The sequence below is a fragment of the Sphingomonadaceae bacterium OTU29LAMAA1 genome, from assembly GCA_024072375.1.
Taxonomy (GTDB): Bacteria; Pseudomonadota; Alphaproteobacteria; order Sphingomonadales; family Sphingomonadaceae; genus Sphingomonas.
Map to the genome: position 1 here is coordinate 2837424 of CP099617.1, position 20974 is coordinate 2858397.

Annotated in this window: 20 protein-coding genes, 1 tRNA gene and 2 pseudogenes; 17 read left to right on the forward strand and 6 right to left on the reverse strand. The window is 63.9% G+C overall.

Annotated features, from left to right (window positions below; all coding sequences use genetic code 11):
• Window positions 1-188: 188 nt before the first annotated feature.
• The 5 genes from NF699_13790 to NF699_13810 all read left to right on the forward strand — a co-directional run bounded on the left by NF699_13790 (window position 189) and on the right by NF699_13810 (window position 5090).
• Window positions 189-1454 carry a DUF445 domain-containing protein gene (locus NF699_13790; protein USU04114.1) on the forward strand — a complete coding sequence of 422 codons (1266 nt, stop codon included), beginning with the start codon at window positions 189-191 and terminating at the stop codon, window positions 1452-1454.
• Between the two features lie 82 nt (window positions 1455-1536).
• Window positions 1537-2637 carry an ABC transporter permease gene (locus NF699_13795; GenBank protein ID USU04115.1) on the forward strand — a complete coding sequence of 367 codons (1101 nt, stop codon included), beginning with the start codon at window positions 1537-1539 and terminating at the stop codon, window positions 2635-2637.
• Complete coding sequence (locus NF699_13800) at window positions 2637-3536, forward strand: ABC transporter ATP-binding protein (protein ID USU04116.1); 900 nt, start codon at window positions 2637-2639, stop codon at window positions 3534-3536. The genes NF699_13795 and NF699_13800 overlap by 1 nt, the downstream gene beginning before the upstream one ends.
• Complete coding sequence (locus tag NF699_13805) at window positions 3536-4498, forward strand: MlaD family protein (GenBank protein USU04117.1); 963 nt, start codon at window positions 3536-3538, stop codon at window positions 4496-4498. The genes NF699_13800 and NF699_13805 overlap by 1 nt, the downstream gene beginning before the upstream one ends.
• A gap of 4 nt (window positions 4499-4502) precedes the next feature.
• Window positions 4503-5090 carry an ABC-type transport auxiliary lipoprotein family protein gene (locus tag NF699_13810; protein USU04118.1) on the forward strand — a complete coding sequence of 196 codons (588 nt, stop codon included), beginning with the start codon at window positions 4503-4505 and terminating at the stop codon, window positions 5088-5090.
• Window positions 5091-5182: 92 nt separating this feature from the next.
• On the opposite strand, the gene NF699_13815 is transcribed toward NF699_13810, so the two are convergent.
• Entirely contained in the window at window positions 5183-6037 is an 855-nt protein-coding gene (locus NF699_13815; protein USU04119.1) for a peptidylprolyl isomerase, read from the reverse strand.
• Window positions 6038-6125: 88 nt separating this feature from the next.
• On the opposite strand from NF699_13815, the gene NF699_13820 reads away from it, so the two are divergent.
• The 4 genes from NF699_13820 to terL all read left to right on the forward strand — a co-directional run bounded on the left by NF699_13820 (window position 6126) and on the right by terL (window position 10415).
• Window positions 6126-6216: transfer RNA gene (locus NF699_13820), tRNA-Ser, on the forward strand.
• A gap of 697 nt (window positions 6217-6913) precedes the next feature.
• The gene (locus tag NF699_13825; GenBank protein USU04120.1) at window positions 6914-8269 is read left to right on the forward strand and encodes a site-specific DNA-methyltransferase; all 1356 of its coding nucleotides are present in this window, start codon (window positions 6914-6916) and stop codon (window positions 8267-8269) included.
• A gap of 83 nt (window positions 8270-8352) precedes the next feature.
• Window positions 8353-8961, forward strand: coding sequence for a DUF5681 domain-containing protein (locus NF699_13830; GenBank protein ID USU04121.1), 609 nt, complete (start codon window positions 8353-8355; stop codon window positions 8959-8961).
• Window positions 8958-10415 (forward strand): phage terminase large subunit, encoded by a 1458-nt coding sequence (gene terL / locus NF699_13835; protein USU04122.1) that lies wholly within the window; start codon window positions 8958-8960, stop codon window positions 10413-10415. Before NF699_13830 ends, terL begins: the two co-directional genes overlap by 4 nt.
• Before the next feature lie 10 nt (window positions 10416-10425).
• Here terL and NF699_13840 read toward each other — a convergent pair whose 3' ends face one another.
• The gene (locus NF699_13840; protein USU04123.1) at window positions 10426-10788 is read right to left on the reverse strand and encodes a hypothetical protein; all 363 of its coding nucleotides are present in this window, start codon (window positions 10786-10788) and stop codon (window positions 10426-10428) included.
• A 188-nt stretch (window positions 10789-10976) separates the two neighbouring features.
• Between NF699_13840 and NF699_13845 the strand changes: the two genes are divergently transcribed.
• Together NF699_13845 and NF699_13850 are read left to right on the forward strand one after the other, a co-directional pair.
• Window positions 10977-11168: a helix-turn-helix domain-containing protein gene (locus tag NF699_13845; protein USU04124.1), complete on the forward strand. Its 192-nt coding sequence runs from the start codon at window positions 10977-10979 to the stop codon at window positions 11166-11168.
• A 55-nt stretch (window positions 11169-11223) separates the two neighbouring features.
• On the forward strand, window positions 11224-11427 hold the full coding sequence (locus NF699_13850; GenBank protein USU04125.1) for a hypothetical protein: 204 nt from the start codon (window positions 11224-11226) through the stop codon (window positions 11425-11427).
• A 169-nt stretch (window positions 11428-11596) separates the two neighbouring features.
• Here the strand turns inward: NF699_13850 and NF699_13855 are convergent, their stop codons facing one another.
• Genes NF699_13855 through NF699_13865 form a run of 3 tightly spaced genes read right to left on the reverse strand, consistent with a single transcriptional unit; the run spans window position 11597 to window position 14186 of the window.
• Window positions 11597-13261, reverse strand: coding sequence for a recombinase family protein (locus NF699_13855; protein ID USU04126.1), 1665 nt, complete (start codon window positions 13259-13261; stop codon window positions 11597-11599).
• Window positions 13258-13671, reverse strand: coding sequence for a DUF2924 domain-containing protein (locus NF699_13860; protein ID USU04127.1), 414 nt, complete (start codon window positions 13669-13671; stop codon window positions 13258-13260). Before NF699_13860 ends, NF699_13855 begins: the two co-directional genes overlap by 4 nt.
• Complete coding sequence (locus NF699_13865) at window positions 13671-14186, reverse strand: DUF3489 domain-containing protein (GenBank protein USU04128.1); 516 nt, start codon at window positions 14184-14186, stop codon at window positions 13671-13673. Before NF699_13865 ends, NF699_13860 begins: the two co-directional genes overlap by 1 nt.
• A 270-nt stretch (window positions 14187-14456) precedes the next feature.
• On the opposite strand from NF699_13865, the gene NF699_13870 reads away from it, so the two are divergent.
• Window positions 14457-14732 (forward strand): HU family DNA-binding protein, encoded by a 276-nt coding sequence (locus tag NF699_13870; GenBank protein USU04129.1) that lies wholly within the window; start codon window positions 14457-14459, stop codon window positions 14730-14732.
• 324 nt (window positions 14733-15056) lie between these two features.
• On the opposite strand, the gene NF699_13875 is transcribed toward NF699_13870, so the two are convergent.
• On the reverse strand, window positions 15057-15722 hold the full coding sequence (locus tag NF699_13875) for a PAS domain S-box protein (protein USU04130.1): 666 nt from the start codon (window positions 15720-15722) through the stop codon (window positions 15057-15059).
• Between the two features lie 197 nt (window positions 15723-15919).
• On the opposite strand from NF699_13875, the gene NF699_13880 reads away from it, so the two are divergent.
• The 5 genes and pseudogenes from NF699_13880 (at window position 15920) to NF699_13900 (ending at window position 20882) form a co-directional block, all read left to right on the forward strand.
• Window positions 15920-17305 (forward strand): RNB domain-containing ribonuclease, encoded by a 1386-nt coding sequence (locus NF699_13880; protein USU04131.1) that lies wholly within the window; start codon window positions 15920-15922, stop codon window positions 17303-17305.
• Between the two features lie 220 nt (window positions 17306-17525).
• Window positions 17526-17780: pseudogene (locus NF699_13885) on the forward strand (PAS domain-containing protein).
• A gap of 96 nt (window positions 17781-17876) precedes the next feature.
• A pseudogene (locus tag NF699_13890) lies at window positions 17877-18041 on the forward strand (methyl-accepting chemotaxis protein).
• A 283-nt stretch (window positions 18042-18324) separates the two neighbouring features.
• A complete protein-coding gene (locus tag NF699_13895) occupies window positions 18325-18987 on the forward strand; it encodes a hypothetical protein (GenBank protein USU04132.1) in 663 nt (220 codons plus the stop codon).
• Window positions 18984-20882, forward strand: a complete 1899-nt coding sequence (locus tag NF699_13900) for a caspase family protein (GenBank protein USU04133.1) — start codon at window positions 18984-18986, stop codon at window positions 20880-20882. The genes NF699_13895 and NF699_13900 overlap by 4 nt, the downstream gene beginning before the upstream one ends.
• The last annotated feature ends 92 nt before the right edge of the window (window positions 20883-20974 follow it).

Below are 20974 nucleotides of genomic sequence, written 5' to 3' on the forward strand. Positions count from 1 at the left end.
GCCAGGACGACCGGGGAAGGGGGATCGTCATCCCCGCGAACGCGGCGATCCATAATCACGATGCCAGCGAAGGGTCTGCACGCCGGCCCTATGGATTCCCGCCTTGGCGGGCATGACGACACGGAGCCGCAACACCCCTTTCGTCGCCGCCACTTGAACTTCCCCCGTTTTCAGGGATTGTTTCGTCGATGACACCAATCCCCCGCGCCAGCAGCACAGAGGCGGCCCCGCCCGCACTCGTGCGGATGCGGCGGGTTGCGGGTGCGCTGCTGATCGTCATGGCCGCGACGTTCCTCGTCAGCCGCCACTTTGCACCACTCCATTCCTGGGTCGGCTTCCTCCAGGCATTCAGCGAGGCGGCGATGGTCGGCGGCCTTGCCGACTGGTTCGCGGTGACCGCGCTGTTCCGGCATCCGCTCGGTCTGCCGATCCCGCACACCGCGATCGTGCCGCGTAACAAGGACCGGATCGGCGACACGCTCGCGCAATTCCTGCGTGCCAACTTCCTCCAGCCCGCCGTCATCAGCCGCCGGATGCGCCGCGTCGATGTCGCCACGGCGATCGCCCGCTGGCTGACCGACCCGCCGGAGGGCGCCGGCGGTCGCTTCCGCCAGGGCGCATCGAAACTGGTCGCGCAGGTTCTCGAAGGCCTCGACCCGCAACGCCTCGGCGGGATGGTCAAGGCCGGCATCGCCGCCCGCCTGCGCGAGACGGAGGTCGCGCCGATTCTCGGCCGGATGATGAAGGCGGCGCTCGCCGAACAGCGCCATGCCCCGCTGCTCGACGGTGCGATCCGCTGGGGATCGAAGGCATTGGCTGCCAACGAACATCTCATCCGCCAGATGGTGCACGATCGCGCCGGATCGATCCTGCGCTGGACAGGACTAGACGAAACCGTAGCGGACAAGCTGATCGCCGGCCTCGACAAGCTGATCGCCGACATGGCCGATGATCCGCAACATCCGCTGCGGCTGAAGGCGGAGGAGGGGCTGGATCGCCTCGCCTGGGATCTTCAGTTCGATCCCGTCATGCAGGCCCGGGTCGAGGCGATGAAGGTCGAGATGATCGCCAATCCGGCGATGCAGCGTTGGCTGGACGGCCTGTGGGAATCGGCCCGCGCCGGGCTGCTGCGCATTGCGCGCGATCCGGAAAGCGCGATGGCCGGACAATTGGGCGACATGCTGCGCCAGCTGGGACAGACGCTGACGCAGGACCCGCGCCTGTCCCGCACGATCAACCGCTTCGTCCGGCGCGCGATCGTCGGCGTCGCTGCGGACTATGGCGACGGCATCGTCCGGCTGGTATCGGAAACCGTACGCGGCTGGGATGCCCGCACGATTACCAGCCGGTTGGAAAATGCGGTGGGACGCGATCTTCAGTATATCCGCATCAACGGGACGCTGGTCGGCGGTCTGGTCGGCCTCGTCATCCACAGTGTCGATGTCCTGTTGTGAGCCGATCGCGCCGTCCGAACCGAACCGTCGCGTATGTTAAACGCCTTGCCGTCCCTGCCGACTTGCCGCAGAAGCGGACGTGATGAGCGCCACAGCCGAATTCGAGCAGGACAGCGGCGGAACACTTCGCTTTTCCGGTGACCTGCTGCTGCGCACGCTGGGCAAATTGCCCGACCGACTCGATTCGCTTGACGGACCGGTGCAGCGGATCGACCTCAGCGATGTCGGCCGGATCGACACCGTGGGCGCTTGGGTCGTCCACCGGCTGGCGACGCGCCACGATGCCCGGATCGACGGCCTCGACGAGGATGGGCGATTCCTGCTCGACTCCGTCGTCGCCGCGGATCAGCCGGTGGCGCTGCCGGAACGTCCGTCGAACGCCTTCAATCGCCTGCTCGGTGAAGTCGGCGACGCCGTCGTCATCACCTTCCGCACGCTCTACGGTTTGCTCGGCTTTCTCGGTGCGACCACGATCGCCCTCGCCAACGTCATCCGCCATCCCGGCCGCTTCCGCTTCAACGCCACCGTCCATCGGTTCGAAGTCGTCGGTGTACAGGCGCTCGCGATCGTCGGGTTGATGAGCTTCCTGATCGGCATCGTCATCGCGCAACAGGGCGCGGTGCAGTTGCGCCAGTTCGGCGCGGAGGTGTTCACGATCAATTTGATCGGCCGTCTTACCCTGCGCGAACTTGGCGTGCTGATGACCGCGATCATGGTCGCCGGCCGCTCCGGCTCGGCGTTCGCGGCGCAACTGGGCACGATGAAGCTGACCGAAGAGATCGACGCGATGCGCACGATCGGCGTGTCGCCGATGGAGGCGTTGGTGCTGCCGCGCACGATCGCCGCCGTGCTGCTGATGCCGCTGCTCGGCTTCTATGCATCGCTGGTCGCGATCATCGGCGGTGGCCTTTTGTGCTGGGTGTCCCTCGACATTCCGCCCGTCACCTTCATCCAGCGCATCCGCGAAGTCGTGCCGATCACCGATCTGTATATCGGCCTGATCAAGGCACCGGTGTTCGGGGCGATCATCGCCATCGCCGGCTGTTTCCAGGGCATGCTGGTCGAATCCGACGCGGAACAGGTCGGCCTGCGCACCACATCGGCGGTGGTTCAGGCGATCTTCCTCGTCATCGTCCTCGATGCCTTTTTCGCGGTGTTCTTCACCTGGGTGGGGTGGAACTGATGCCTGCATCCAGCACCGATCGTGACGCCGACGAACATATCATCGAGGTTCGCGGCCTGAAGAACGCGTTTGGTGACGCGGTCATCCACGACGGCCTCGACCTCGACGTGCGGCGTGGCGAAATCCTCGGCGTGGTCGGCGGTTCCGGCACCGGCAAGTCGGTGCTGATGCGCTCGATCATCGGTCTCCAGACGCCGGTCGCGGGCGATATCACCGTCTTCGGCGAACCGACGATCGGTCGCGAGGAGACGGAGGCGACCAACATCCGCAAGCGCTGGGGCGTGCTGTTCCAGGGCGGTGCATTGTTCTCGACACTGACCGTGTCCGAAAACGTGCAGGTGCCGCTGCGCGAATTCTACGGCGACATGAACCCGGCGCTGATGGCGGAGGTCGCCGCCTACAAGGTCGTGATGACCGGGCTGAAGCCGGACGCCGGACCGAAATATCCCGCCGAACTCTCGGGCGGCATGAAGAAGCGTGCCGGCCTTGCGCGTGCGCTGGCGCTCGATCCCGAATTGCTGTTTCTCGACGAACCGACCGCCGGCCTCGACCCGATCGGTGCGGCGGCGTTCGATGATCTCACCAAATCGCTGCAGAAGACGCTTGGGCTTACCGTCTTCCTCATCACCCACGATCTCGATACGCTGTATGCGATCTGCGACCGGGTGGCGGTGCTGGCCGACAAGAAGGTGATCGCCGTCGGCACGATCGACGAACTCCTCGCGCTCGATCACCCGTGGATCCAGGAATATTTCAAGGGGCCTCGCGGCCGTGCCGCCGTCGCGACGCAGGAAGCGCAGGCAGAAGCGCGCGCCCACCCGACCGAAGTCAAATCACAGCAGATCGCGGCAAGTCCCGCCGCGGCGACCGAACCGGCCGAAAAGGCGAGTAGCGACTGATGGAAACCCGTTCCAACCATGTGATCGTCGGCGCGGTCGTGCTGATCCTGCTCGCCGTATTGGCGATCTTCACCGTCTGGATCGCGCGTCTGGGGGGTGCGACCGAACGCGAATACGACATCTTCTTCAAACAGTCGGTCGATGGCCTCGCCAAGGGGTCGACGGTGACCTATTCCGGCGTTCCGACCGGGCAGGTGAAGACGATCGCCTTGTGGAAGCCCGATCCGCAGTTCGTCCGCGTCCGCGTGACCGTCAATGACGAGACGCCGATCCTTCAGGGCACGACCGCGACGATCCTCGGCAGCTTCACCGGCACCAGCACCGTCGCGCTCGATGGCGCGCGCAAGGGCGCGCCGCCGATCGTCTGCCCCGAACGTCCCGATGCGACGCAATGCCCCTATGGCGTGCCGGTCATCGCGACCAAGCAGGGCGGCATCGGCGCGATCCTGAACAGCGCGCCGCAGTTGCTCGAGCGGCTGTCGACCCTGACCGAGCGGCTCACCGGTCTGTTGACGGACCGCAATCAGGCATCGATCGCCGGCATTCTCGACAACACCAATCGCCTGACCGATGCGCTCGCCGATCGCGGGCCGGAAATCGCGGCGACGCTGGCGCAGACCCGTATCGCTATCCAGCAGGCGGGCGATGCCGCGCAGTCGATCGGCAAGCTCGCCGATACGACCAACGGCGTACTGGCCGAGGATGTGAAGCCGACGCTCCAGAACCTCAACAAGACGATCGCCTCGGCGCAGCAGAGCACCGAGACGCTCAATGCGGCGATTCAGGATGCGCGTCCCGGCTTGCAGACCTTCTCGAAGCAGACGATCCCGGAGGCGAACCGGCTGGTTCGCGATCTGCGCGTCACGGCGAGTGCGTTGTCGTCGATCGCCGACAAGGTCGATCAGGGCGGGGCCAGCTCGCTGATCGGCCAGCAGAAGCTCCCCGACTACAAGGGCAAGTGAGATCATGAAGACCAAGCTTCTCATTGTCGCCGCGGCCCTGCCGCTTGCCGCCTGCATCAGCTTCGGCGCCAAGCCGCCGCCCTCGCTGCTGACGCTGGACGCGACATCGGCGCCGGCCGTGGGCACCGAGCAGAATTCGGCGAAGGCGCGCTCGATCACCATCCAGGTGCCGTCGACGCCGACGTCGATCGCCGGCGCGCGCGTGCCGGTGCAGGCGACGCCGACGACGATCGCCTATGTCGAGGATGCGCAGTGGAGCGAGCCGCCGGCGCGGCTGTTCGCCCGGCTGTTGTCCGACACCGTGTCGGCACGCAGCAACATGGTGGTGCTGTCGACCGTCCAGTCGATCGCCGATCCCAGTGCGACGCTGACCGGCGAGCTGCGTCGCTTCGGGCTCGACGCGACCAGCCGCGAGGCGATCGTGACCTATGACGCGGCGCTGACCCGCGCGGGCGGTGCGACGGTGGAGAAGCGCCGGTTCGAGGCGCGCGTGCCGGTCGCCGCGATCGACGCGACGAATGCGGGGACTGCGCTCAGCCAGGCCGCCAATCAGGTCGCGGTCGAGGTTGCGGCATGGGTCGCGGCCAGCTGACGATGGCGTGATCCAATGCCGTCGCGTTATCCGCGCTGGCCCCGTCTCTACCCGGATCAGGGCGAGCCTGAACCAGCGGGCGAGGGTCGACGTCAGGGCGTCCGACGGACCGCTGGCAAAACGTCGCACACCGTTGCTCCGCCAAGCGATACCGTTGGCGCCTCCGGATTTTCGCGGCGTGCTACTGCCGCGGCGAAGCGCGGGTTATCGGCGCTGCGATACTGGAAATGCGGTCGCTCGCCCGCAGGCAAATCGCTCGCCAGCCGCACCGTGGCGATCGGGACTCTCTCACCCGGAGTGGCATACATCCCCATCGCCGCCTCGCTTCGTGGCAGGGCGGACAGATATTGCATGCCCTCTACGATCCGTCCGACGACGGTGTAGTTGCGATCCAGCCGGCGTGCCGATTGGCCGATCGGCGTGAACAGTTCCGCCCCCGATCCCGTGCTCGGCAGCGCGTCCCGTGCTACGCCTACCATGCCGTAACAATGCGTCAGCCATGCCTGCGTGCCGTTGGTCGCCACCGGCCAGCCATCCGCCGTGATGCCGCTTGCAGTGGAATAGCCGTCCGCCTGTGCCATCCGCACTGCAGGGCTGAAGTTCGCGATCTCGAACTCGGCGGCGGGCCGGTCCGTGACCCCCGCCGGCAATGGTTTCTTCTCGGTCGCGTCGCCCCATTGCGCGACCCAGTTCTCCTGCACGCGGTACACGCTCGCCGCGTCCCACCAGCGCTTCCGTGCAAGCGTGCGAATATTGCCGACGTGGGCCGGTGCCATCGCCGCAGCCAGCCGGATCACGACCTGCTTGCCGTTCGCCAGCGTCATGACCAACAATTCGTCGTCGGGGACGGCCCGCCAATCGCCGATGACCGGATCGGCAGGCGCGGTGGCGCCTTGAGGAGCGGTTTGCGGCAAGGCCGCGGCGACGAGAAAAAGCAGGCTGAGCATAACGCGGCAGACTGACGTAACCCGCGGACATGCGCAATCACTTGCAGGCCACGACCGGACAGGCTAGGCGCGCCCTTCCAGGATATGCGGAGCGGTGGCCGAGTGGTCGAAGGCGCTCGCCTGGAAAGTGAGTATACGCCAAAAGCGTATCGAGGGTTCGAATCCCTCCCGCTCCGCCACCTAGTCACAGACATCGGATCTCCGCGAGAAAATGCGCGCGAAGCGGCGCAGAACCGCGCGTATCTGTGACATATCCGTACTGCAGAGATCCGAGTCAGGCATAAAAATGCTCGATTCGGCCTCTGATTCTCTGCGGCTCAGGGGCGCAGTACCGAACCGATATGTCCGCACGATCCCCTTTTGGACCCTCATCAGTGCATCCGCCAAGCCGTGCCTGCCCGCACGCCCATTTCCCTGATCAGCGATGTTTTACAGGGATCTTTTCCGTGTTTTCCGTCGTCGGCTTGATCGCGGGTACGTGGAACCCGCGCAATTCCTCGCGTGTCATTGGAAATTCCCTGGACCGAAGAACAGGGAAATCATTCTCGATTCCTTGGATAATGGAAGTAGATCATCAAGAATGATGGTCGGATCAGAGTATTCAAAGCTGCTTCCCGGTATGTCTGATTGACAACAAAAGTCTACTATGCTGAGTTAGCTGATCATTCAGCTTTGTTGGCGTAGCTGTCATGGTCGAAGGTGCGAGCCTTCCCCGAAGAATAGATGGCTGAAGTGTTTTGACACTATGCCTGAAGGACAGCGGGTTCACATGACAATCGTACGGACCACACGGTTCGGCGAGCGGGTGATCACGCGCAATGTCGCTGCACCTGCTTGTCCTCCGTGTGTTGGAGACCAGATATGCCTCGTGCAAAGATGAAACCCGTCGACAAGTCGCTCGGCAACGCCTGCGCCGCGCTCGAGCACAAGCTCGGACCTATTCTATACCGGAGCGTGACGAGCATTCGCGGCTATGACGGTCACGCCCGCAAACATCCCGAGAAACAGATCATCCAGCTGATGGCGTCGATGACGCAGTTCGGATTTGCCATGCCACTGCTTGTCGATGAGGCCGGTGTCCTCATCGTGGGTCACGCCCGCTTTGAGGCGGCAGGCCGGCTCAGCCTTGCCGAGGTACCGGTCATCGTAGCGGACCATTGGTCGGCAGCGCAGGTGAAGGCCTACCGACTGGCGGACAATCAGCTTGCGCGCCATGCAACCTGGGACGAGCGTCTGCTGCGCATCGAAATCCAGAGCATCATCGACCTCGACGAAGTGTCGGTCGAGGTGATCGGCTGGGAGACAGCCGAGATCGATGTGCTGCTGGCCGACACTGGCATCGACGACAGCGACCCCGACGATGATATGCCTGTAGAAGATGCTCTCGTCGTCGCCCTTCCTGGCGACCTGTGGCTGCTGGGCAAACACCGGCTGCTGTGTGGCACATCGCTGGAACCGGAAAACTGGTCCCGGCTGATGGCTGGCGCACAGGCCGCGATGGTGCTGACCGACGCTCCGTTCAATGTTCCGGTGAACGGCCATGTGTCAGGAAGCGGGCGCCACACGGAATTTGCCATGGCGTCGGGCGAGATGTCCGAAGCTGAATTCATGAAGTTCAACGAGACGTACCTCAGGAACATGGCAGCGCATCTGAAGGACGGCGCCATTGTCATGGCTTTCATGGACCACAAGCACCTCTACGAGCTGATGTCCGCTGGACGCGCTGCAGGACTGCACCACCTCAACCTGTGCGTTTGGGCCAAGACGAACGGTGGGATGGGTAGCCTCTATCGCTCGCAGCACGAACTGGTGCTGGTGCTGAAACATGGCAAGGCGCCGCATACAAACACGGTGCAGCTGGGAAAGCACGGCCGCTATCGCACGAACGTCTGGAGCCATGCTGGTGCCAACAGCTTCAGCTCCAGCCGCGATGCAGATCTCGCCGCACACCCGACGGTAAAACCCGTTGGCTTGCTGGCCGAGGCTATTCGCGATGTCACCCGCCACGGTGAAATCGTGCTTGATGCCTTCTCCGGCTCGGGCAGCACCATCCTTGCCTGCGAGCGGACAAGGCGGATCGGCTACGCGGTCGAGATCGAGCCAAAGTACATCGATGTCGCCATCCGTCGCTGGCAAGCGATGACAGGCGAGCAAGCCATTCTGGAAGGGTCGGGGCAAACCTTTGCCGATGCCGCCGCCGAGCGTCACGCTCCTGCAGCCCTGGCGGCGTGAAGATTACCTCACCGAATTAATACCTGTGCAATCGGTCGTATGGCTTGGTTCTTTGCACAGGGATGACCTCATGGAGATTTTCGATGCCTATCGTTCCCTCTCGATCCCTGCGCGTGTCGGCCCCGGCAACATCGGTGCATCGCCCCGATATCGTAGCGCGCCCTCGCGTTCGCCAACGCAGTCTTGCCGCCAACCCCGCTCCATCACCCGCTGCTGCTTCAGAGCCGGCGGTCGCGCCGGAACTGCATAAAGCAGCACCGGCATCCCCGCCAAAGGATGGCACTGCTGCTGGCTATGAGGTCGGCTACGGTCGGCCGCCGAAGCACACGCGGTTCCGCAAAGGTCAGTCCGGCAACCCTAAGGGTCGCCCCAAAGGCGCCAAGGCTTTCAACACCATCGTCCGGGAGACGCTGACGACGAAGCTGAGGGTCCGCACCGCCAAGGGGCGCAAGAACGTCACGCACGTGCAGGCGTTGATGATGCAGACCATCGAGAGCGCGCTCAAGGGCAGCAGGCAGGATCGCCATGAACTGCTGCGCTACTATCGTGACGCCGTGCCTGACGAGCCGCAGGCCCTTGCCGGCGATGCGCTGCCGAGCAACGCCGAGGCGGAGGATACCGACGCGCATGACCGCGCCATCCTCGAGCGGTTGCGTGTAAGCATCATCGCCGAAGCGGAAGACGAACAATGAGCAATGTTCTCGATGCCGCTATGCGGCAGCAGTTCGACCTGTTCCTCATGCGCGTGTTCGGCGACCTGCACCACGGCGCCGAGCCACTGCACCTCGCCTGGTATCTGCGCGCCATCTGTCATGCCTCGACCGAGGCGTGTGCCCGCCCGGGTGCACGGCTGGTGATCAACGTGCCGCCGCGGCACCTGAAATCCGTTGCGACGTCGGTCGCGCTAACGGCGTGGCTGCTCGGACGCGATCCCCACGTCAGGATCATGGTTGCAACCTACAGCCAGGATCTTGCCCGGCTGCACGCGACACAATGCCGCACCATCATGCAGACGGCATGGTACCGGCGCTTGTTCCCCAACACCGTCATCGCCGATGATGGCAACCGCATGCTCGAGATCGTCACCACCAGGGGAGGCGGCCGCAAGGCCGTGTCTGTGGGCGGCAGCGTCACAGGACACGGCGCCGACATCATCATCGTCGATGATTGCCTGAAAGCAGACGATGCTCGCAGCGAAGCCAAACGGCACGAGGCGAAGGAATGGTTCAACGGCACGCTCGCGACGCGTCTCAACGATGTCGGGGGCGGTGCGATCATCTCGATCTCGCAGCGGCTGCACGAGGACGATCTGGCCGCGCACCTTCTCGACAAGGGTTACGAGCTGCTCTGCCTGCCGGCGATCGCCGAGCGCAATGAGCGGATCGCGATCGGTCCGGAACAATGGCACCACCGCCGGGTCGGCGATCTGCTCGACCGTCCGGGGATCACCCGCGAGGTTCTTGAGGGTGAACGACGCAACCTCGGCGTGCAGGTCTATTCGTCGCAGTTCCAGCAGAACCCCGTCGCCCCTGAAGGCAACGTCATTCGGATGGAGTGGTTCGGCAGCTACGAGGAGGCGCTCGAGCGCGATAGCTATTTCAAGGTCGTGCAGAGCTGGGACACCGCATTGAGCGATCAACCGACGGCCGACTTCTCGGTATGCACCACCTGGGGATATACCGGGGGCAAGTGGCATCTGCTCGATGTCTTCCGGCAGCGGCTTGCCTTTCCGGATCTCAAGCGCGCGGTGCTACGCCTGAACCGGCAGTGGCAGCCCGATGAGGTCATCATCGAGGATGCAGGTACGGGTAAGTCTTTGTGGCAGGAATTCCGTGCCAGTGGCGAGCTGCGTCCCGTCATGTGGTCGGTCACGCAAAGTAAGGAAGAGCGTCTCGTCGGCGTGACTGCCCAGCTGGAGGCCGGGATATGCGTGCTACCCACGGAAGCACCTTGGCTGGCCGATCTACACCGCGAACTGAGAGCCTTTCCCTTTGGCCGGAACGACGATCAGGTCGACAGCCTGACGCAATTCTTGGAGTACTTCCTGCGCCGCGCGCCATGGCTCCTCGTCGAGCGGGATGAAACGGGACGCCCGCTACGGATCAATCGGCCCAGCCGCATTCAGCGCCGCTCGCGGCTGGGATGACTGCAGCCGCCTAGCTCCCCGCCGGGAGGAGTTCGGCGCTGGTCAGGGTCTCGCCCTCGAAGACGCAGGCAGCGGTTGCATCAATGGGGAGACCCAGCCCGTTCTTCGCAGTCAATCCGACAGTAAAGCGCGCGCGCATCCCGTCGGTATGGAAGGTGGTATCGGTAAAGGTGTGGAAGTCAGCTGACCGGGGCTGCGCGAGCATCGGCGTAATGGCATCCATGCACGCGCTTGCCGCGGTCCCCTTGTTGAGCGGCCCTGCAACTACTTCTTCAGGCGAGGCCGCCTGTGTGTTGGAAGCTGTGGTATCGGGAGCCGTATTGGCAAGTCGGAACATGACGATGCCAAGGCAAACAAGGATCGTGATTATCACGACGTGCCACACCTGCCACCGTGGTCGACCGCGCGTTGCGGGTTCTTTATCCCTGGTCATAGTTCTCTCCGTCGACGATCAGTGACAACACCAATCCGCCAACGGCCGTACCAGTCAACTGGAATGTCACTGATCGTCTGTAGATTCATCATCGACAGGCGCGTCTGTATCGACGCGTGGACATATGCATGCGCCTTGGTCAGAACGTTCGTCAGCTGCGCGAGGCCAAGGGCTGGAGCCAGGAAGATTATGCCGACCGCGCCGGCATCCACCGGACCTATGTCAGTGACATCGAGCGTGGCCGTCGCAACCCTACCATTACCGTCGTCGAGAGGCTCGCACAGCCGTTGGGCGTGACAACGGGCAGCCTGCTCGACTGAACCAGCGAAGGTGAAAAGCTGCAGCTAGACTTGAGCTGTCACTTGGCCCCTCTGGGTGGACATGGCGGACGAGAGAAACGACCAGATCGAGCAGCTGCTGATAGCGGTGGCAGGGATCATGGAGGATGTCAGCGCGATGCTTTTGGACGCGAATAGCGCGTCTGTCGCTGCCCGGATTGAGATGGCGAGGCGGGCGGGCGAGCGGATCGCCATTCTAAGCGAAACTGCCGCCGCATTGTTTGACGCTGCGGGATCATGATGCACGATTGGACCAGTTTCGGTCGGGCAGGAACACGGCCGCGTCTTGCTCGTGCGACCACAGGCTTGATCGGAAGGTTATCTGCCTCGAAGCTGCCAGCGTGTTGGCGGCCTGCCCAACGGTGATTATTGCCCTCCTTAGGCGTAGGACGAGCTAGGCTGGTGAGGGATCACCGCCCCCGCACCGGCAGCAGCGTCGCAATCTGCGTCTGCCAGTCGGCAGCAATCGCGCCTTCGGCGGTCAGGCTGGCTACCGTCACCCCGGCGCGCTGGCGCCCGGCGAGGATCGCCTCGGTGACGGCAGGCGCCAGGAAGGCCAGCCGGAGCACACGCGCGACATAGGAGCTGGTCACGCCTTCGCGCGCGGCAAGCTCGCTCGTGCTGATCTCGCCGCCGCGCAACATGCCCCACCAGCGCCGCGCCTGGACGAGCACGCGTATCAGCGAGCGGTCAGGCACAACCTGCGCGGTAGCACCGCTGTCCTGCACCAGCCGCAATGCGCGACCCGACCGGGTCAGGCGGGCAGCACAGCCGACCTCGATGGTGGCTGGCGCATCGGCCTGCTGATCCATGCCAAGGGCGTGGCCAAGCGCAGCGGTGTCGCAGGTGAGCGTCACCGTGGCGTCGCCGACCTGCACCCTGGTGACGATGGCAAGAAGGGCAGGGGAGCGGCGTGCGCCGAACTGCTCGGCCAGCGCCTCACAGCGTACGTGCAGGTCTGCCACCTGGTGAACCTGCACGTCGAGCGCCGCCAAGGTCGCGAGTTCGAGCGGCTGGTGGACAAGCTGCTGCAACCGCTCGGTGACGAGCGCCTCGATCTCGCGGGCCGGGATGCGCAGGCCGGTGTCGCTGGTCGCCTGTTGGAGCGCCCGGCTGACATAGTAGCGATGGCGCACCTTGTTCTTGGTCGCGTGCGTCGCGACCAGCGGCTCGCCGTTTCCATCGACGATCCTGCCCGCCAGCGGGCTGGTCTCGACGGCACCGGCGCGGGTGCGGTGACCCTGAAGGTGGTCGGCGAGCATGGCTTGCACGGCGGCAAAGGTTGCCTCGTCGATGATCGCCGGGTGCAGCCCCGGATAGATCTTGTCCTTGTGGCCGATCTTGCCGGTGTAGATGACGTTCTTGAGGATCTGGTAGAGCTGGCCGCGGGTGAAAGCGCCGCCGCCGAGTGACTTTCCGCCGATTGTGGTTCTAGCCGGTACCGTCACGCCGCTTCGTGCCAGTTCCTCCATCAGCCGCCGCACGCTGCCGAGCGCCAGATAGCGGGTGAACAGATGTCGCACGAGCGTGGCATGCTCCTCGACGATGACGAGGCTGCGGTCATTGGGGGCGTAGCCCAGTGGCGGCGTCCCGCCCATCCACATGCCGCGTGCTTTCGACGCTGCGATCTTGTCGCGGATGCGCTCAGCGGTGACCTCGCGCTCGAACTGCGCGAACGACAGCAGCATGTTGAGGGTCAACCGCCCCATGCTGGTCGTGGTGTTGAACGACTGGGTGACCGATACGAAGCTCGTGCCCGCGGCATCGAACGTCTCGACGAGCTTGCCAAAGTCGAACAGCGAGCGGGTTAGCCGGTCGACCTTGTAGACGACGATGATGTCGACCCGGCCAGCGGCCACTTCGGCGAGCAGGCGCTTGAGGGCAGGGCGTTCCAGCGTGCCGCCGGATAGACCGCCATCGTCATAGATCTCCGGCAGTGCCGACCAGCCTTCACTCGCCTGGCTGAGGATATAGGCGGCGCAGGCCTCGCGCTGCGCATCGAGGCTGTTGAAGCTCTGCTCCAGTCCCTCGTCCGACGACTTTCTGGTGTAGATCGCGCAGCGTATTGTCTTCATGCTGCTACCGCCTTCTTCTTGAGGCCGAAGAAGGCAGGGCCCGACCAGCGGGTGCCGGTGATTGCGCGGGCAACCTCGCTGAGCGAGCGCCATTCGCGCTCGTCCCAGCGGATCACCTGATCCTCGCCAACGGTGACGACATGAACCCGGCCGTGCCACTCGCGCACCAGCCGCATGCCGGGCGTTGCCGCCTGTGTCCGGGTATGGCCGCGGCCAAGCTGGTCGAGCGTCTGGCCGGTGGTGCGCGCCAGGCCGGCGGAGGCGCGCGCCTGGATCTCCCAGGCGAGCGCCAGCCGCAGCATCTTCGGGCTGATCCTGGGCGCGGGGCTGCCGACAAGACTGCGCCATCGCTGGCGCAGGGCATCAGAGGAGAGCGTATCGAGCTCCGCGAGGGTGGCGGCCACCGCCATCACGCCGCCCCGAGGATGCGGTAGCAGGTCATGCCATCGCGTTTGATCCGCTGGATGCTGTGGCCCTTCTTGCGCAGGCCGGTGATGGCGGCGCGGATGGTATGCGGCAGCCAGCCGGTAGCCGTCATCAACTCAGCGATCGGGACACCATCTTTTCGCGCCAGCAGCGCCAGCACGGTTGCGATCTTGGTCGGGGCTTTCTCGACGTCGACGATCTCGGAAAGCTGCGCAGCGACGGCCTGACACGCATCCTCGTCTTCCGCGCTGACCCCGATTGCAGCCATACCGGCCGCGGTGATGAACACGCCGAAGCGCAGGTCGCCGTCTGTACGGTGCACGGCGGCCTGGTCGGTGGTTTCGCGCTCCACCACCAGCGCCTGCCGCACAAGCCCTGCGATGGCCTTGGTGATGCCGCCGCCGCGCTTGATGCTGGCGTGGAATGGCAGGACGCTGCCGTCGCCACGCTGGCAGGCGGCGGCAAGCAGGATGCGCTGGGTGTCACTCAATGTGGTCATGATGCTGTTCTCCGGCTCGGAGCAGCACCGATGCTGCCCCACCAGCCAGAGCCCCGGTGAGCAGCTCACCTGGGGCGATGCGGGGCGGCATTGTGCCCCGCGGTTCATGTGATGACGCTGTCGCTCTGGTGCGCCATGAAGTCGAATGGAATGTGCAGCGGTCACGCAGATTGTCAGCGGTGAGTGCAGCTGTCCCGCAAGATCAAATCTGCCACGTCGCCTTGCGCACGGTTAGCCGCTAGGTGGCCGCTCCACCTGGAGACATGCACCATGAATAACGCCGAACTCGCTGAAACCCTCGTTGCTGGCCATGCGATGTCCAAGGCCGATGCGCGCAAGGTTGTGGATGATCTGTTCGCTGCCATCGTCGCTGCCGCGCATAAGGGCGATGAAGTGTCGCTCTCGGGCTTCGGCAAGTTCAAGGTGAAGGACAGCCCGGCTCGCGAGGGGCGCAATCCTGCCAATGGCGAGACGATTCAGATCGCCGCATCGCGCAAGCTCGCCTTCGTACCTGCGAAGGCGGTCAAGGACGCCCTGAACGCTTGATGCGATGACCACCGCAAGGCCGGCCTGACGGCCGGTTCTTCATGGCAGCTCGACCTCTCCGCGACGGAGATGTCGAGCCTGGCCTTAGTGCGACCGCATCAAGGATGGTGGATCAAGCCTCGGGATCCCCATGACAGGGAAGGCACCGACCGGTCATCCCATATACATCTGCCGTGACACAGCGTGCTGAGACAGGATCTTAACGACGGGTGGACCAGCAATCATGCAAGAAGCTCTGACGTGTCTACTGACGGCACTCGAACTGCTGGATGCGCATGAGCAGTTTGCGGCTGCAGCGCAGCTTGATCACGTCATCCAGCAGGTTCAGGCAATCCTTCTTGCCCCACCGGGCAGCGTGTAAACCGCCGCCAGCATGGCTTCTACCTTGTCGATGCCGGCCTGGGTCAACAATATGCTGAGCTCGGCGTCGGTCGTAGTTTCGATGATCCCCCGCTGTTGCAGCACCTTCAACCAACGCCGTGCGGTAGATGGCGCGATAGCCGCATAGGTTGCGATTTCGCCAAGCGCGATGTTCCGGCCCTCGGCTTCCGCCAGATAGGTGCCAATAACGATCGTCCCGACAGGGTCTGAACTTAGATCGGGGCCGAATAGCGTCACGCGTGCATCGTGGATATGAGCAACCCTGAGCGCGGCTTCCCACAGCTCCGCCGGCGGCAGCGGGCGTCCATCGTCGTGCCAGAACAGAGTGCTGATAAGCCGATCAGGATTGGAAAAGCGGGTGACAAGAAGGTTTGCCGGAATGCTGGTGCCATCTGGTCGTAGATAGCGCTTCTGCAGCCGAACCGGTGCTGCGCCTTCCTCCAGGGCTGCCAGCATCTGCGCACTTCGGCCCAAGTCGTTCGGATCGGTGATCGTCTTATACGATGCGCCGATCAGTTCGCTCTGCGAACGCTGCAGCATATCCAGAAAGCTCTGATCTGCGTGCAGTATGATCCCCGCCAGCGACGAGACGCAATGAGCTGCTGGCATCGCTCAACCCCTTTTATGCGTCTGTTAATCTAGATCAAAGAAGCGGCCGTGCAAAGGCGTTGACGGCCGTGCGGCGCTGATCCCGCTGGCGCTGGATAAGCTGCTCGATCGTCGGTGCACGTCTGCTGATGCGCTCGTCCGGCAGTGGCACTCAAGCGATTTTGCATTGCGCAGGCGTCACGCCCATGGATGCGTCTATGAAGACGCTTCTCGATCCCGATCGCGCCCTTGCTGATGGGCTCACGCAAATTCGGACCGAGTTCCAGGTCCCCGACGGCTTTCCTCCCGCGGTTCTGGCCGCCGCAGAAGCTGCAGTTCGACGTACACCCACCCAGCATGTCGATCGCACACAGATGCGGTTCGTCACGCTGGATCCTGCCGCTTCTACCGATCTTGATCAGGCATTTGCGATCGAGCAGGCGGGAGCGGACCTGCTGCTGCATTATGCCATCGCCGATGTCGGCTGGTTCGTCGAAGATGGCGATCCACTCGATGTGGAAGCCTGGACTCGCGGCGAGACGCTTTACCTGCCCGATGGCAAGGCGGGTCTCTATCCTTCCATCCTGAGCGAGGGCGCAGCCAGCCTCCTGCCGGAGGTCGAGCGCGCCGCCGTCATTTTCGCCGTCCGCGTCGCGCCCGACGGCAAGGCCCGACTAGATGGCGCCGAGCGGGCGATCATACGGTCGCACGCGAAACTCGGCTATGAGACCGTGCAACCAGCGGATCTGCCAGCACAGTTTGAGGAGCTTGCCCGTCGAACCCAGGCTACCGAGCGCGCCCGTGGCGCTGCACGGGTGGATCCACCTGAACAGGAGGTCGAACGTGAAACTGACGGTCGCCTGCGGCTAGGCTTCCGGCCTCGTCTCGCATCGGAAGCACAGAATGCTGCGCTGTCACTCGCGACCAACCTTGCCGTGGCCGATGCGCTGCAGGCGCATCAGACCGGGCTGTTTCGGGTCATGGACGGACCGGACGATGCCGCAGTTGGTCGGCTTCGCCACATTGCACATGGGCTGGGACTAAGCTGGTCAGCCGATGCTTCGCTCGATCAGTTTTCACGGTCGCGAAATGCAAATGATCCGACGGACGCTGCCTTCATGCTCGCCATTCGCCGAGCCGGAAACGGGGCGTCCTATGCGCCCTACAGAGAGGGCGTGGTGCCATGGCATGCCGCTGTTGCGGCGACCTATGCCCAGGCGACCGCCCCACTCCGCAGGCTTGCCGACCGCTACGTCATCCGGGCTGCCCTCGCAGTTACGACCGGTCAGCCCGTTCCTGAACAGGTGAGCGCGGCATTCGAGGCGCTGCCGAAGGTCATGAGCAGAGCCGATGCTCGCGCCGGTCAGATCAATCGTGCGGTCATTGATGTTGCCGAAGCGGTGCTGCTTTCGGGACGTGAAGGAGAGGTGTTTGCCGCTACGGTGGTTGACGCTGACGAGCGCGGTGCACGCATCCAGCTTGCAAACGTACCGGTGGTGGTACGCCTGGGGGGTACCGGCTACCAGCCGGGTGACACGCTCGACGTTGCTTTGAGCGACGTCGACGTCACTCGCCGAACGATAAAGTTCGTCGCCGCCACCTGATCGCGCTGCACCAGCCGACCGGCGCTTATCATCGGCAGGAGCAACACACGCAAAGCTTGAGAACGGCGCGATTACTAACGCTCCGGTAACCCTCGTCCGGTAGCGATCTCCGGTGATGGAAGCGAACGTCGATAGCGAAATAGAGACAGGGCCCAGTGCTGGCTATTGTCGTGCAGCATGGATGGCGGTCTGCCGCTCACAGGCCGTTGCCGAGTTCGATATGGGCGGGCGGGTGACATGGGCTAACGACCAGTTCCTGCAGCTAGTCGGCTGGCGCTTGTCTGATGTGATGGGCAAGCACCACCGCGTGTTCTGTGACGAGGATTACGCAAGCTCGGATGCATATGTAGAGTTCTGGCAGTCGCTCCAGCACGGCAAGTTCATGCAAGGGGTGTACTCGCGTAAGGACTCCCGCGGGCGGGCCTTATGGCTTCAGGCGACGTATAGCGTCATCTACGATCCAGAGGGCCGACCACAACGCGTGCTGAAGCTTGCAACAGATGTCACGCGCGAGGTTGAACTCGAGCAGGAGCTGCAAAGCCGAGGCCTCTCGTTACAAGGGACCATGGATCAGCTGGGCACGGTCGTCGACTCGATCATGTCGATCGCTGCGATGACCAACCTCCTTGCGCTGAATGCCACGATTGAAGCTGCGCGCGCTGGCGACGCCGGCCGAGGGTTTGCTGTCGTAGCGTCGGAAGTGAAAAAGCTGGCTACCGACACCAAGCAGGCAACGGAACATGCCCGCGCGATGCTCGGGCGTCACGGGCAGGTGCGTTAGCTCCAAGGTTTCCGGGTATTACGTCTGTCGGCTCTGTCCAAACCGGGTGGATATCGGTCAGTCCGCTTTGGGGGCGTCCAGGTGGCGTAAGCAGACGTTCGTTCATGAAGCCAACAGCGGCAGCTATGCGCCTCAATTTCAGACGTCGAGCGCGCGATCTGTGATTCCTGGGAGTGGACGTAGCGCGGTTTACGGATGATGATTATTGGCCAATCCGTGACCCATGCTAAAGTGTCGTATGGCCAACGCCAACGAACAGCCCGAGGCAAAGCCAAACGATGCGGATCCCCGCATCCGGTGCTTCGAACGTCCCGTGGACGATGAAGCTTTTGACAGATCGCTCACCGCGCTTATGGGCAGGCTGCAGGAAAAGACGCGCCAAACATTCGTCAGTGACCACAACGTGCTGCGAATGAACCACGGAAGCAATTGGGTGCATTCGGCACGCGATCCGGAACCCGATACGACGATGCACTCCATCTCGGCAGAATGGACGATACCGTTCAAGGACATCGCCGACAACGATCTCAGTCTGATCGGTCGAACGATCTTCCCCATCAGCGAGGAGATGGACAGGCAGTTCGCGCAGAATATGTATGGTGTAGTGGGGGCGGCAGCGCAGAAGGTCGGCAACGTCGTCGATGCCAAGACCACCGGATCGTTCGCCCAGTCGATGCTGGAGATGTTCCGCAAGCTCGAACTCGGGGTCGATCGCGAAGGGAACGTCAGCATGCCCCAGATGCACGTTGGCCCCGAACTATACGCCCGGCTGCCCGAGGAGATGAGCAAGGTGCCCCCCGAGCTCAACGCCGAAATCGAGCGTGTGAAGGCCGAGAAAATCAAGGACGCGCTGGACCGCGAAGCCGAGCGGAAGGGGAAGTTCAAGCGGGCTGCCGGATGAGTGGACGTGCCCTGCTGGCGATCGGGTGCAACGCCTACGACCATCTCAATAGCCTGACCTGCGCGGAGGCGGATGCCGACGCCCTGTTCAGACTTTTGATCGAACCGAGCATCGGCGACTACGATGCGGCGCGGTCGCGCCTACTCCTGTCGCCGACGCTACAAGACGTTCGTGGCGCACTTGCGACCATGCTCTTCGAAGGCGAGGCGCTGGACACGCTGACCATCACCTTCGCGGGCCATGGCGCGGCAAGCAGCGGCAGCTTCTACATGGCGTTGCGGGATGCGCGGCTGAATGCCCTTTCCGCCACCGCGCTGTCGCTCGCCGACCTGTTCCGGATGATTGCGGAAGCGGCTCCGAAGCAGACGTATCTGGTCATCGACGCATGCCAATCCGGCGGTCTCATCTCGGACCTCAACGTGATCCTCAAATCGGAGGTGATGGGCGAGTTCGGCACACCCGGCGTCACCTTGCTGGCAACCGCGGCATCCAACGAGATCGCGATCGAAACCGGCGGCCACGGAATCGGCACCGCGGCGCTGCTCGATTGCATCCGAGGCGACGTGTTCCTGCAGGATGGCAACCCCGCACTCGACCTCGTCGAGATCGGCCGCGCGGTATCGGAACGCGTCGGGGCCACCGGCGCACAGACGCCGGTGGTCTGGGGCCTCAACCTCTATGGCCCGTCCAGCTTCTGCAAGAATCCGCATGCCGGCAGGGGTGACGCCCCCTTGCGCAGCGTGTTGGCCGGGTGGCCGGACGCCGACACCGCCACCGCGATCGGCGCGGGGTTGCCGCGACTGTGGGAACCCTATGTCTCGGTCCCGACGCGGTGGGATCCGCGCCAGTTCCTCGATCGGCTCGCACCGATGATGGATGCGCTCAAGGGCGAACCCGCCGTCCTGCTCAACCTCATCCAACGTGTATCGGAGACCTTCGCCGCGCGCGCTCGGGCATCGCAGGACCGGTTCCGCGAGATCGAGGTCAGGGCGGCGTGCACCGTAGCACTCCTGCCGTTCTGCGACGAGCCCGCGGTCATTCGGAATCTCTCCGCCCAATGCATCGAGATAGCCGGGTTGGTCGAACTGGCCATCGGCGACGTCGTCGATGCCGTGGACGCCTATCGATACGCGCTCGTCACAGGCGGCCTTGGCGATCTCTACCATCTGCCGATCAGGCTGTCGAAGCTGATCGGATGGGCGGGATTCGCGATCCACACGCCTCGCCTCATGGGTCGGGACACGGATCCGGCCGCAGGCAGGCTCGCTTCGCTCTTCGATCGCATCTTTGACACCTATTCGCTCTCGCTCGTGGCGATGAGTGATTGCCAGGCACCCTACGTCATGTCGGCGATGACGGCGTGCGCGGCGGCGGGGATGACCGATGCCGCCGAACGGGTTCTGGGACACATGTTCGCATCGACGGTCGCCTGCGCAGGACGGGTCGCGCGGTGCGATCTCGATGGCTCGAAGACACTGGCCTATCTGGTCGCGCGGGGAAACCAGCCTAAGCAGCTGACCGCCGAGATGGCCGCGCAACCGACCGAACTGGTCCTCGCGTTGCTGCGCCTTTCCAGCCTGTTCGATCTGGCCGAAGAGTTCGACGCCTCACTCAGTGATCTCGACCACCTCCCGCTGAACGCCTACCTCGCTGACGACTACCGGCAGTTCGGCCAGAATCACATCATGGGCGGCATGAACGCAGTGTTCGTGATCGGCCACGACTTCTGGACGATCGCGGGGCTGGAGGCGGCGTGGCCGAGCCTTCCGGCTCCCGATCAACCGGCGGTAGCGATGACGGTCCTGCTGGCAAGCCTGCTGCTCCCCGACAGATCGCCCTGGTTCCTTCTATCAGCACCGGCGCGGATCGAGGCTCAGACCCGCCAGGCTATCTGAACTGCGGCCCGCCGCCGCTCGTCCCGATGAAGGCGATGCAGCACCACACAAGGGTGGCCGAGTTGACGGTGGACCATCGTGCTCAGGTACCG